This window comes from Salmonella sp. 32031103-2018-00083-FB-01-SM-01 (assembly GCF_017571995.1).
GTDB classification, from domain to species: domain Bacteria; phylum Pseudomonadota; class Gammaproteobacteria; order Enterobacterales; family Enterobacteriaceae; genus Salmonella; species Salmonella enterica.
In genome coordinates this window covers 15940-29004 of record NZ_JAGEQL010000010.1, presented here as the reverse complement: position 1 = coordinate 29004, position 13065 = coordinate 15940, and the positions used below count along the sequence as shown (strand labels likewise).

Below are 13065 nucleotides of genomic sequence, written 5' to 3'. Positions count from 1 at the left end.
GATGGTGCTGACGCTTATCCGGCTTACAAAATCACTTTTTCTTCACCGGACGCTGCCAGCCTTGCTTATGTACCTGCGGCACGCGGCTTAATACCAGTTCATTGTCGGCTACATTACGGGTGACGGTAGTCCCTGCGGCGATGGTGGCCCCTTTACCAACAGTAACCGGCGCCACCAGTTGGGTATCGGAGCCGACAAACACATCGTCGCCAATAACCGTTTTGAATTTGTTCGCGCCATCATAGTTACAGGTGATGGTCCCCGCGCCGATATTCACGTTGTCGCCAATTTCCGCATCGCCCAGATAGGTCAGATGACCGGCTTTAGAACCTTTACCCAGACGCGCTTTTTTCATTTCAACGAAATTGCCGACATGAGCGCCCGCTAACAGCTCCGCGCCGGGACGCAGGCGAGCAAACGGACCGATGGTGCAGGCCGCTTCCAGATGCGCATCTTCCACCACGCTGTATGGGCTAATTTCGCAGTCATCGCCAATAACGCTGTTTTTAATAATGCACCCCGCGCCGATCTTCACGCGATGACCGAACGTCACGTTACCTTCGATGATAACGTTAGCGTCAATTTCCACATCACGCCCGTGAGCCAGATTACCGCGCAGATCAAAACGAGCCGGATCGCGCAACATAACGCCGGATAACAGCAGTTTCTCCGCCTGTTCGGCCTGATAAATACGCTCCAGACGAGAAAGCTGTAGACGGTTATTCACGCCGTCCGTTTCGCTGATGCGAGCCGGATGCACCGCGGCGATTTCCCGTCCTTCATGATAAGCCAGCGCAATGATATCAGTGATGTAATATTCACCCTGCGCATTATTGTTAGTCAGCTTAGACAACCAGCGTTTCAGGTCCGCGCCGTTGGCGATCAGAATACCGGTGTTAATTTCCTGGATCTGACGCTGTTCATCAGTGGCGTCTTTATGTTCAACGATGCCGGTCACTTTACCGTTTTCACGCGTAATACGGCCATAGCCGCTCGGATCGTCCAGCTTCACGGTTAATAACCCAATACCACCCTGCGGTTTGGCATCGCGCAGGCGCTGTAAGGTTTCAACCGAAATCAGCGGCACGTCGCCGTAAAGCATTAAAATATCTTCATCGTCGCTAAAGAAGGGCGCGGCCTGCTGCATTGCGTGACCTGTTCCCAACTGTTCCGCCTGAAGCACCCAGTTTAGCTTGTCATCTTTCAGGGTCTGTTTTAACAACTCGCCACCGTGGCCATAGACCAGATGAACCTGTGCGGCCCCTAATTTAGTTGCTGCATCAATGACATGCTGCACCATGGGTTTACCCGCCAGCGTGTGCAGCACTTTAGGAATATCGGAATACATGCGCGTGCCTTTACCTGCGGCAAGGATCACTACGCTCATAGCACTATTTAACATACGCGTCCTGACTGTAATTTGAGAACGAATTTATACTGTTTCACGTTGAAAATACTACATTTTTTTCATCGTAAAATGGAAGAAGGATAAAACGCTCACCGGGATAACATCCCCGCCTGCTAATGAATCATTTTCGTTCATTACCGCGCCTCTTGTCTCCTGAAAAGTAAAAATACCCGCGGATTGGCAACGTAGTCCGATGTTTTTGCTGTTTTTTTACTCCATAAATAAAGAAGATAACGTAATAAAGCGCAGGGGAGTCAGAAAAGCAAAAACCAGCGACAGAGGCCGCTGGTTTTCCGTTGCGCGTATTTTTTACTTAATTACGCGACATAAAAATCCGCAAAATATACCAGAACATGGTCGCGATAGAAGCAAACAGATGTAATGCCGCGCCAGCAGGGCGATCGGTAGGGTAATGGTGAATAATGTTAGAAGTGTCGTAAAGTATAAACCCGGCGCACAGCAGTACCATTAGCGCAGAAAACCAGACGCCCAGCGAGAAGCCGCAGATGACGCTGGCAATAATCGCGCCAAAAGCAATGAACCCAGCCATAGTCAGAAACGAGCGCAGAAAAGAAAAGTCTTTTTTTATGGAAAAAGCGGTAAACGTCAGGCCGCCGACCAGCAACAGAGTCGTTATTGCCGCCGCGCCAATACTCGACGGGTTAATATACGCCGCCACCGTTAACAAGGGGGCAAAAATCAGGGATTCTGCCAACACATAAATCCCCAGCCCGATAAGTTGCGTTTGATTAGTCCCCGCATTATCCGCCAGACGGGCCGCCAGCATTCCCACCAGCATAAAAGCGCCGAGAACAACCAACCAGCTATATCTTCCACCAGCCAGCAGCACATCAAGCGCATACTCCCCGACCCCTATAAAACTCCACGCCGCGCTCAATACGATAAAACCGACGATGGCGACGGCGAGATGAAGATAAGCGCGACGAATAAAGGTAGTACGATCAATCCTTGAGTCGGGTTGTGGACCCGCAAAGGATGGCTGAAATGACATAGTAATAATCCCTCATTTTATGCAATAAAAACGCATCCATTCCTCCCTTCTTCGCACAATGTGCAGATGCCAATGACAGAAAGAAGGATTTAATGAAAACAGCGCTGTCGCTGAAAACGCGTCGCCTTCAGCCGCTTGTTTTTGTCGTTGCTAGTTTATCGAATAAAAATTGAGAGGATAAAAAAAAACCAGTCCGCAATCAGACTGGTTTTATGCTTTCAAGCCGGTGTTACATCGCTTTTTTGGTCAACTCGATAACGCGCAGTTTAGCGATCGCTTTGGCCAGTTCCGCAGACGCCTGAGCGTAATCCACGTCACCGTGCGAGCTCTTAATGTGCTCTTCGGCTTTACGCTTCGCTTCCAGGGCTCGCGCTTCGTCGAGATCCTGACCGCGAATCGCGGTATCCGCCAGAACGGTCACGCTGCCAGGCTGCACTTCCAGAATGCCGCCGGACAGATAGATAAACTCTTCATGACCGTGCTGCTTAACGATGCGAATCATACCAGGCTTAATGGCGGTGAGCAGCGGCGCGTGCCCCGGGTAAATCCCCAGTTCGCCTTCGCTACCCGTAACCTGGATTTTCTCGACCAGACCGGAGAACATTTGTTGCTCCGCGCTGACGACATCCAGGTGGTAAGTCATTGCCATATCACCCTCCGATTAAGGCGTTAAAGTTTTTTGGCTTTTTCCACGGCTTCGTCGATGGAACCGACCATGTAGAACGCCTGCTCCGGCAGGTGATCGTATTCGCCTTCCATGATGCCTTTAAAGCCACGGATGGTGTCTTTCAGGGAGACGTATTTGCCCGGAGAACCGGTAAATACTTCCGCCACGAAGAACGGCTGGGACAGGAAGCGCTGAATTTTACGCGCGCGTGCTACCACCAGTTTATCTTCTTCAGACAGTTCGTCCATACCGAGGATGGCGATGATGTCTTTCAGTTCCTGATAACGCTGCAGGATGGACTGAACGCCACGCGCGGTGTCGTAGTGTTCCTGACCAACAACCAGCGGATCCAGCTGACGGCTGGTGGAGTCCAGCGGGTCAACGGCCGGGTAGATACCCAGGGATGCGATCTGACGGCTCAGTACCACGGTTGCATCTAAGTGCGCAAAGGTGGTGGCTGGAGACGGGTCAGTCAAGTCATCCGCCGGTACGTATACCGCCTGTACGGAGGTGATAGAACCGGTTTTGGTGGAGGTGATACGTTCCTGCAGAACGCCCATCTCTTCCGCCAGAGTCGGCTGGTAACCTACTGCGGAAGGCATACGGCCCAGCAGTGCGGATACTTCCGTACCGGCCAGGGTGTAACGATAGATGTTATCGACGAACAGCAGTACGTCACGACCTTCGTCACGGAATTTCTCCGCCATGGTCAGACCGGTCAATGCAACGCGCAGACGGTTTCCCGGCGGCTCGTTCATCTGGCCATACACCAGGGATACTTTATCGATAACGTTGGAGTCGGTCATTTCGTGGTAGAAGTCGTTACCCTCACGAGTACGTTCACCTACGCCCGCAAACACAGAGTAACCGGAGTGCTCGATCGCGATGTTACGGATAAGCTCCATCATGTTTACGGTTTTACCTACACCCGCACCACCGAACAGACCGACTTTACCGCCCTTCGCGAACGGACACATCAGGTCGATAACTTTGATACCGGTTTCCAGCAGTTCCTGAGAGTTTGACAACTCTTCGTAGGAAGGCGCTGCGCGGTGAATCGCCCAACGCTCTTCTTCGCCGATCTCGCCTTTCATGTCGACCGGTTCGCCCAGGACGTTCATGATACGACCCAGCGTGGCTTTACCTACCGGGACTTCGATCGGGTGTTCGAGATCTTTTACATCCAGACCGCGACGCAGACCGTCAGAAGACCCCATCGCGATGGTACGCACGATACCGCCGCCAAGCTGCTGCTGAACTTCCAGCACCAGCTTCTCATTACCATTCTGCACCTCAAGAGCATCGTACACGCGTGGTACGGCATCCTGAGGGAACTCGACGTCGACCACGGCGCCGATTACCTGGACAATCTTTCCAGTAGCCATCTTAAATCCTCTACGAAATAACCTGGTTAAACCGCGGCGGCCCCCGAGACGATCTCGGTGAGTTCCTGAGTAATGCTGGCCTGACGAGCTTTGTTGTATACCAACTGCAGCTCTTTAATCAGGCTGCCGCCATTATCGGTTGCGGCTTTCATCGCCACCATTCGCGCGGCCTGCTCGCTGGCCAGGTTTTCTACCACGCCCTGATAAACCTGAGACTCCACATAACGACGCAGGAGAGTATCCAGCAACGCTTTCGGGTCGGGTTCATACAGGTAATCCCAGGCTTTACGCTTCAGATCATCATCTTCTGACGCCGGCAGCGGCAGCAGTTGAGTGATCGTCGGCACCTGAGACATGGTGTTAATAAATTTGTTGCTGACAATGTAAAGCTTGTCCAGACGGCCTTCGTCGTAGGCCTGCAACATCACTTTAACCGGACCGATCAGTTCGGACAGAGAAGGGTTATCCCCCATACCTGTCACCTGAGCGACAACGTTGCCGCCTACGGAATTAAAGAATGACACGCCCTTAGAGCCGATCATTGCGAGTTCGCACTGAACGCCTTTATCGGACCATGCCTTCATATCCGCCAGCAGCTTTTTGAACAGGTTAATGTTCAAGCCACCGCACAAACCACGGTCGGTCGACACTACCAGGTAGCCCACGCGTTTAACGTCGCGCTCTTCCAGGTAGGGGTGCTTATATTCCAGATTACCGTTCGCAAGGTGACCAATCACTTTGCGCATGGTCTCTGCATAAGGACGGCTGGCCGCCATGCGATCCTGCGATTTACGCATTTTGGAAGCGGCGACCATCTCCATCGCTTTAGTGATCTTCTGCGTGTTCTGGACGCTTGCGATCTTACTACGTATCTCTTTTGCGCCGGCCATGAGCTTCTCCTCAATGCCTTACGGCCTGCCCTAAGGCAAGCCGCCAGACGTTACCAGGACTGGGTTGCTTTGAAGGAATCGAGGATGCCTTTCAGCTTGCCTTCGATTTCGTCGTTATAGCCACCGGACTGGTTGATCTCTTGCATCAGCGGAGCGTGATCACGGTCGACGTAAGCCAGCAGTGCGGCTTCGAAGCTACCGATTTTCGCCAGTTCGACATCCGCCAGATAACCACGTTCTGCTGCGAACAGAACCAGAGACTGCTGCGCGACGGACATCGGCGCATACTGTTTCTGTTTCAGCAGTTCGGTCACTTTCTGACCGTGGTCAAGCTGTTTACGGGTGGCATCGTCAAGGTCGGATGCAAACTGAGAGAACGCCGCCAGTTCACGATACTGCGCCAGCGCGGTACGAATACCACCGGACAGTTTTTTCATGATCTTGGTCTGGGCTGCGCCACCTACACGGGATACCGAGATACCCGGGTTAACCGCAGGACGAATACCGGCGTTAAACAGGTTAGATTCCAGGAAGATCTGACCATCGGTAATGGAAATTACGTTGGTCGGAACGAACGCGGAAACGTCACCTGCCTGCGTTTCGATAATCGGCAGCGCGGTCAGAGAGCCGGTTTTCCCTTTCACTTCACCTTTGGTGAAGGCTTCGACGTAGTCGGCGTTAACACGCGCAGCACGCTCCAGCAGACGAGAGTGGAGGTAGAATACGTCGCCCGGGAATGCTTCACGTCCTGGCGGACGACGGAGCAGCAGGGAGATCTGACGGTAAGCAACAGCCTGTTTAGACAGGTCATCGTAAATGATCAGCGCATCTTCGCCGCGGTCGCGGAAGTATTCGCCCATTGCGCAACCGGCATATGGCGCCAGGTATTGTAGCGCAGCGGATTCGGACGCGGTCGCCACCACAACAATGGTGTTAGCCAGCGCGCCGTGTTCTTCCAGTTTGCGCACCACGTTAGAGATGGTGGACGCTTTCTGGCCGATAGCGACATAGATACATTTAATGCCGGAATCGCGCTGGTTGATGATGGCGTCGATAGCCAGCGCGGTTTTACCGGTCTGACGGTCACCGATGATCAGTTCACGCTGACCACGACCGATTGGGATCATGGAGTCAACGGCTTTATAGCCGGTCTGCACCGGCTGATCGACAGACTGACGATCGATAACGCCCGGCGCAATCGCTTCAACGGCAGAGAAGCCGTCATTATCAACCGGACCTTTACCGTCGATTGGCGCACCCAGGGTGTTTACCACACGTCCCAGCAGGCCGCGGCCAACCGGAACTTCCAGGATACGACCCGTACATTTAACCTTCATGCCTTCGGCAAGGTCAGCGTATGGACCCATGACTACCGCACCCACGGAGTCGCGCTCCAGGTTCAATGCGATAGCGTAACGGTTACCCGGCAGGGAGATCATTTCACCCTGCATACAATCGGCCAGGCCGTGAATGCGGATAACACCGTCACTGACAGAAACAATAGTACCTTCGTTGTGAGCTTCGCTCACCACATTGAACTGAGCAATGCGCTGCTTGATCAGTTCGCTGATTTCGGTGGAATTCAGTTGCATGCTCCAGTCCCCTTAAGACTGCAAGACGTCTGCAAGGCGCTCAAGACGGCCGCGTACGCTGCCATCAATGACCATATCACCCGCCCGGATGATAACGCCTGCCATTACAGACTTATCGATTTTGCAATTCAGCTTCACTTTGCGTGACAGACGTTTTTCCATCGCGGCGCTGATTTTCGAAAGCTGCTCTTCACTCAATGCGGTTGCCGACGTAACTTCTACCTCGGAGGTAGCTTCACTGGCGGCACGCAGATGAATAAACTGCTCCAGAACATCCGGGAGCGCGTTCAGACGATTATTTTCAGCCATCACCCGAATCAGGTTCTGACCGTTTTCGTCTAACTGCTCACCGCAGACTGCGATAAACGACTCAGCGAGCGTTTCCGGCGCCAGCGCGCCAGAGAGAAGCTCTGCCATTTGTTCGTTCTTGGTTACCTCGGCGGCAAACGCCAGCATATCCTGCCAGCGCTCTACACTTTGGTGTTCAACGGCAAAGTCAAAAGCTGCTTTGGCGTAGGGGCGAGCTACCGTAACAAATTCAGACATCAGCCCCTCCCTCCTTACAGTTCAGCGACAAGTTTATCCACGATGTCGCTGTTAGCAGCTTCATCCACGGAACGTTCGATGATCTTCTCGGCGCCAGCAACAGCCAGGATAGCAACTTGCTTACGCAGCTCTTCACGGGCGCGTTTACGCTCGGCTTCAATTTCCGCCTGCGCCTGCGCCACGATTTTAGTACGTTCCTGCTCTGCTTCAGTTTTGGCTTCGTCCAGGATCTGAGCGCGGCGTTTGTTTGCCTGCTCGATGATTACCTGAGCTTCCGCTTTCGCTTTTTTCAGCTGGTCGGTCGCGCTGGCCTTTGCAAGGTCAAGATCCTTATGTGCTCGTTCAGCAGAAGCGAGACCGTCAGCAATTTCTTTCTGACGTTTCTCGATGGCTGCCATTAACGGCGGCCATACGTACTTCATGCAAAACCAGACAAAGAGAATAAACGCGATGGCCTGGCCGAGGATTGTTGCGTTAAGATTCACAGCACAATGCCTCTATCTAGTTAACCTTCTGATATTGCTCTTAATTCAAGCAACGCTTACTACGCGACAGCGAACATCACGTACAGACCCAGACCTACAGCGATCATCGGGATAGCATCCACCAGACCCATAACGATAAAGAACTGAGTACGCAGCAGAGGAATCAGATCAGGTTGACGCGCCGCGCCTTCCAGGAATTTACCCCCGAGGATGCCGATACCGATCGCAGCACCGATTGCCGCCAGACCCATCATCACAGCGGCAGCCATGTACAGCAGATCCATATTCAGGTTTTCCATGACAGTCTCCAGTTTGTTTCAGTTAAAACGTAGTAGTGTTGGTAAATTAATGCTCTTCGGACGCCATCGACAGATAGACAATCGTCAGAACCATGAAAATGAAGGCTTGCAGCGTAATAATCAGGATGTGGAAAATGGCCCACGGCACATTCAGAATCCACTGTGACCACCACGGCAACAGACCAGCAATCAGAATGAAAATCAGCTCACCGGCATACATGTTGCCGAACAGTCGCAGACCGAGAGAAACCGGTTTGGACAGCAGACTTACCCCTTCAAGGATTAAGTTGACAGGAATGAACGCCCAGTGATTGAACGGCTGCAGCGTCAACTCTTTAGCGAAGCCGCCGATGCCTTTCATTTTGATGCTGTAGAACAGAATAAGGATGAATACGCCCAGCGCCATCGACAGGGTGATGTTGACGTCAGCAGACGGCACCACGCGCGTTGCCGGCAGACCCAGCCAATGCTCAGCGATATACGGCAGCAGGTCGATAGGCAGTAAGTCCATCAGGTTCATAAGGAATACCCAGACGAAAATCGTCAGGGCCAGCGGCGCAATCAGCTTGCTTTTGCCATGGTACATGTCTTTGACGCTGCCATGCACAAAGCCGACTATCAGCTCAATCGCGGTCTGAAACTTGCCTGGCACGCCGCTGGTCGCTTTTTTAGCAACGCTACGGAACATCACCAGAAACAACAGACCCAGCACCACCGAGAAGAACATGGAGTCAATATTGAGCGTCCAGAAGGTGGCTGGGGGGTTCTGCGGATCCACCAGCGAGAAAGTACGCAGGTCCAGCTGAAGGTTATTCAGATGGTGTCCTATGTATTCCTGCGGCGTCATATTTTCTGAAGCCATGATGCCTTTTACCCTTTGTTGTTAATTACAGCCGGCGCCAGTATCTGAACCACCAGCACCAAAACCCACGTAACGATCAGCGGCAAAAACACCGCCTTTAAAACCGCCAACGCCACCACCAGTAAAACCAGCATCGCTAACACCTTGAAGGCTTCACCGAAGGCGAAAGTCCAGGACACGCGGCCCTTAGCAGGTGTATGCGCCTGGTGACGCCAGGCAAATATCATAAACAACATATTAGGCAGTGCCACTGCCAATCCCCCACATACTGCGGAGATGCCCCAGAAGGGGTCTTTGAGGCAAAACAGCAATCCACTTGCTATTACCGCCAGAAACTGAATGAACAGAAGCTTACGAGCAACGTTTCGACTCACGAGCGACACAGACATCACGTTTTTACTCCTGCTCACTTCGAGGTATGCCGCGTGTCGTATAAAACGTTCTTTAAGACTTAGAGTCAAGCATCAAAAAGCGGTCAAATTATACGGTGCGCACCCGTGATTTCAAACAATAAGTAGCCAAAAGGTGAATAAATGTTTAAATATTTTTCTCTGGCCCGCATTTTTAACTTTTAGCCAAAGTGTGAACGATCGTACAAAACTGCAAATAGCGCGAAAACACTGGCGATAAAGCGTGCACCAGATCACACATTAAACATATTCATGCTTACGCAATTCATTTACGTGTCAATTCATGCCTTTTCATCTTTTTGATATTTAAGCGTAAAACCAGGTACTGTTTTAAAAATACCAGCTTACACCTTAAAAACGCCCCATTGACATTTATAATAAAAATTTAACAAGCAAAAGTGATTTTTCGATTCGATTTTTAGCAGACTGATATTTACAAAGTTGATTACTCTCTGTTTTAACAAAAGAAGCGACGTTGTCATGTTGAAACGAAACCGTAAATCCAGAGTTAAATGTAACAACACTTAAATGCGTTATACCTGTCGATTTTTAACACAAGCCGCGTCGTTTTTTTTCTATTTTTTTTGATAAAAATTAAACTTTGTTTGACTTAATAATCACCAGATGCCGCTCGCCTTCCAGTTGCGGAACGCGTAATTTTTCAACAGATTCGACGCTAAAATCGTCAGGTAGTGAGGCAATTTCATCCCCTGGTAATTGCCCTTTTAAGGCATAAAAACGCCCTTTCTCTCCCGGCAGATGGTGGCACCAGCTCACCATATCATTCAACGATGCGAAAGCGCGGCTGATAACGCCATCAAACGGCGGTTCGGAGGGATAGGCTTCAACGCGGCTTTGAACCGGCGTGATGTTTTCCAGTTTCAGTTCGTGCTGGACCTGACGCAGAAAACGTACCCGCTTGCCCAGGCTGTCGAGTAAGGTGAAATGCGCGTCAGGGAGAACAATAGCCAGCGGGATGCCCGGCAGCCCCGGTCCTGTTCCTACATCGATAAAACGCTGTCCCTGAAGATACGGCGCAACGACTATGCTGTCGAGAATATGGCGTACCAACATTTCGTTGGGATCCCGCACTGACGTCAGGTTGTATGCTTTGTTCCATTTATGCAGCATATCAACGTAGGCGACCAGCAGCGTTTTCTGGTGATCGGTAAGAGAAATACCGGCATCAGCCAGCAGACGAGAGAGTTTGTTGAGCACGGTCATTACCTGTTAATAATCAAATGCCCGATGCGCTTTCGCTTATCGGGCCTACAAATTTGTAGGGCGGGCAAGCGAAGCGCCCCCGCCAAATTAGTGTTATCAAGCGCTACGACGCAGCATACCTTGTTTTTTCAGCCATACCAGCAGAATGGAGATTGCCGCTGGCGTAACGCCGGAGATACGCGATGCCTGACCGATAGACGCCGGTTTATGATCGTTCAGCTTGGCGATAACTTCGTTCGACAGACCGGAAACCTGACGATAATCCAGCGTGGCAGGCAGCAACGTATTCTCGTTACGTAGTTGTTTTTCAATCTCATCCTGCTGGCGAGCGATATACCCTTCGTATTTGACCTGGATTTCCACCTGCTCAGCGGCTTGCTCATCTTCAAGCGCAGGCGCGAATGCGGCAAGCGAAGTGAGCTGCGCGTAGGTCATTTCCGGACGACGCAACAGATCTTCGCCGCTGGCCTCACGGGAGAGAGGCGTGGTCAAATGCGCATTCACTTCATCGGCGGATTCCGCAGACGGCGTTACCCATGTCGATTTCAGCCGCTGACGTTCGCGTTCGATATTTTCCAGCTTCTCGTTGAAGCGCGCCCAGCGTTCATCATCCACCAGACCCAGCTCGCGGCCCATTTCGGTCAAACGCAGATCGGCGTTGTCCTCACGCAGCATCAGGCGATATTCGGCGCGGGAGGTAAACATGCGATACGGCTCTTTGGTGCCCAGCGTACAGAGATCGTCCACCAGCACGCCGAGATAAGCCTGAGAACGCGCAGGCGCCCAGCCCTCTTTGTCGGCGGAAAGACGCGCGGCATTCAGACCAGCGAGCAAGCCCTGCGCCGCAGCCTCTTCATAGCCGGTAGTACCGTTGATTTGACCAGCAAAGAACAGGCCGTGAATAAATTTACTTTCCAGTGTCGGTTTCAGATCGCGCGGGTCGAAGAAATCGTACTCAATCGCGTAACCAGGGCGAACGATCTTCGCGTTCTCCATGCCCTGCATGGAACGGACAATCTGCATCTGCACGTCAAACGGCAGACTGGTGGAGATACCGTTAGGGTAAATCTCGTTAGAGGTCAGTCCTTCCGGCTCAAGGAAGATCTGATGCTGGTTACGATCGGCAAAACGCATCACCTTGTCTTCGATCGAAGGACAGTAGCGTGGGCCGATCCCTTCGATCACGCCAGCGTACATTGGGCTACGATCGAGGTTATTACGAATCACATCATGGGTTTTCTCATTGGTATGCGTGATGTAACACGGCACCTGTTGCGGATGCTGAGAAGCATTCCCCATAAACGAGAAAACCGGCATCGGGTTATCGCCATGCTGTTGAGCCAACACGCTGAAATCGATAGTACGCGCATCAATACGCGGCGGTGTGCCGGTTTTCAGGCGACTGACGCGTAGCGGAAGCTCACGCAGACGGCGAGATAGCGGGATGGATGGCGGATCGCCAGCACGACCGCCGCTGTAGTTATCCAGACCAATATGAATTTTGCCGTCCAGGAAGGTTCCGACGGTCAGCACCACCGCTTTCGCGCGGAATTTGAGCCCCATTTGGGTCACGGCGCCGACAACGCGATCGTTTTCGACAATCAGATCTTCAACCGCTTGCTGGAAGATCATCAGGTTCGGCTGGTTCTCCAGCGCGGTACGCACCGCCTGGCGATATAAGACTCGATCCGCCTGAGCCCGGGTAGCGCGAACGGCCGGACCTTTGCTGGCGTTTAGTATCCTAAACTGAATACCTGCCTGATCGATCGCTTTCGCCATCAGACCGCCGAGCGCATCCACCTCTTTTACCAGATGTCCCTTTCCAATACCGCCGATCGCCGGGTTGCAGCTCATCTGTCCCAACGTGTCAATATTGTGTGTCAAAAGCAGAGTCTGTTGACCCATACGCGCTGCGGCCATCGCGGCCTCAGTGCCTGCATGACCCCCGCCAATAATAATGACGTCAAAAGGATCCTGATAAAACATGCTAATTGCCTCGCATAACGCGGTGTGAAAATGGATTGAAGCCCGGGCGGTGGATTCTACTCAACTTTAGCCGATGGAGAAAGCCCCGGATCCGGGCTATTAAAAAGAAGATCTTTTTATTTAGAGATCTGTTCTATTGTGATCTCTTATTAGGATCGCACCAGGCTGTGGATAACCCGGATCCTGTAATAAAGATCAATGCGTTGGAAAGGATCACTAGCTGTGAATGATCGGTGATCGTGGCCCGTATAAGCTGGGATCAAAACGGGTACTTATACACAACTCAAAAAGTGAACAAT

At 52.0% G+C, this 13065-nt stretch carries 13 protein-coding genes; all 13 read right to left on the bottom strand.

Translation table 11 applies throughout. The annotated features are described in order from the left end of the window. Positions 1–31: 31 nt before the first annotated feature. Positions 32–1402 (bottom strand): bifunctional UDP-N-acetylglucosamine diphosphorylase/glucosamine-1-phosphate N-acetyltransferase GlmU, encoded by a 1371-nt coding sequence (gene glmU / locus J4614_RS20880; protein ID WP_023213862.1) that lies wholly within the window; start codon positions 1400–1402, stop codon positions 32–34. Between the two features lie 319 nt (positions 1403–1721). Continuing rightward, the gene (locus J4614_RS20875) at positions 1722–2420 is read right to left on the bottom strand and encodes a Bax inhibitor-1 family protein (RefSeq protein ID WP_208293304.1); all 699 of its coding nucleotides are present in this window, start codon (positions 2418–2420) and stop codon (positions 1722–1724) included. Positions 2421–2649: 229 nt separating this feature from the next. Beyond that, positions 2650–3069, bottom strand: coding sequence for a F0F1 ATP synthase subunit epsilon (locus J4614_RS20870; protein ID WP_001251971.1), 420 nt, complete (start codon positions 3067–3069; stop codon positions 2650–2652). A 20-nt stretch (positions 3070–3089) separates the two neighbouring features. Continuing rightward, positions 3090–4472: a F0F1 ATP synthase subunit beta gene (gene atpD / locus J4614_RS20865; protein WP_000190499.1), complete on the bottom strand. Its 1383-nt coding sequence runs from the start codon at positions 4470–4472 to the stop codon at positions 3090–3092. 26 nt (positions 4473–4498) lie between these two features. Beyond that, positions 4499–5362, bottom strand: a complete 864-nt coding sequence (atpG, locus tag J4614_RS20860) for a F0F1 ATP synthase subunit gamma (RefSeq protein ID WP_000896506.1) — start codon at positions 5360–5362, stop codon at positions 4499–4501. Between the two features lie 50 nt (positions 5363–5412). Further along, a complete protein-coding gene (atpA, locus tag J4614_RS20855; protein ID WP_001176751.1) occupies positions 5413–6954 on the bottom strand; it encodes a F0F1 ATP synthase subunit alpha in 1542 nt (513 codons plus the stop codon). 12 nt (positions 6955–6966) lie between these two features. Continuing rightward, positions 6967–7500, bottom strand: coding sequence for a F0F1 ATP synthase subunit delta (gene atpH / locus J4614_RS20850; RefSeq protein ID WP_001288957.1), 534 nt, complete (start codon positions 7498–7500; stop codon positions 6967–6969). 14 nt (positions 7501–7514) lie between these two features. Continuing rightward, positions 7515–7985 (bottom strand): F0F1 ATP synthase subunit B, encoded by a 471-nt coding sequence (atpF, locus tag J4614_RS20845; RefSeq protein ID WP_001052212.1) that lies wholly within the window; start codon positions 7983–7985, stop codon positions 7515–7517. Between the two features lie 59 nt (positions 7986–8044). Continuing rightward, positions 8045–8284: a F0F1 ATP synthase subunit C gene (gene atpE / locus J4614_RS20840; protein ID WP_000429386.1), complete on the bottom strand. Its 240-nt coding sequence runs from the start codon at positions 8282–8284 to the stop codon at positions 8045–8047. Positions 8285–8330: 46 nt separating this feature from the next. After that, positions 8331–9146, bottom strand: coding sequence for a F0F1 ATP synthase subunit A (gene atpB / locus J4614_RS20835; protein ID WP_000135632.1), 816 nt, complete (start codon positions 9144–9146; stop codon positions 8331–8333). 8 nt (positions 9147–9154) lie between these two features. Continuing rightward, on the bottom strand, positions 9155–9535 hold the full coding sequence (gene atpI, locus J4614_RS20830) for a F0F1 ATP synthase subunit I (RefSeq protein ID WP_000116685.1): 381 nt from the start codon (positions 9533–9535) through the stop codon (positions 9155–9157). Positions 9536–10150: 615 nt separating this feature from the next. Beyond that, the gene (gene rsmG, locus J4614_RS20825) at positions 10151–10774 is read right to left on the bottom strand and encodes a 16S rRNA (guanine(527)-N(7))-methyltransferase RsmG (protein WP_001528235.1); all 624 of its coding nucleotides are present in this window, start codon (positions 10772–10774) and stop codon (positions 10151–10153) included. 102 nt (positions 10775–10876) lie between these two features. After that, a complete protein-coding gene (mnmG, locus tag J4614_RS20820) occupies positions 10877–12766 on the bottom strand; it encodes a tRNA uridine-5-carboxymethylaminomethyl(34) synthesis enzyme MnmG (RefSeq protein ID WP_000499872.1) in 1890 nt (629 codons plus the stop codon). Between the last annotated feature and the right edge of the window lie 299 nt (positions 12767–13065).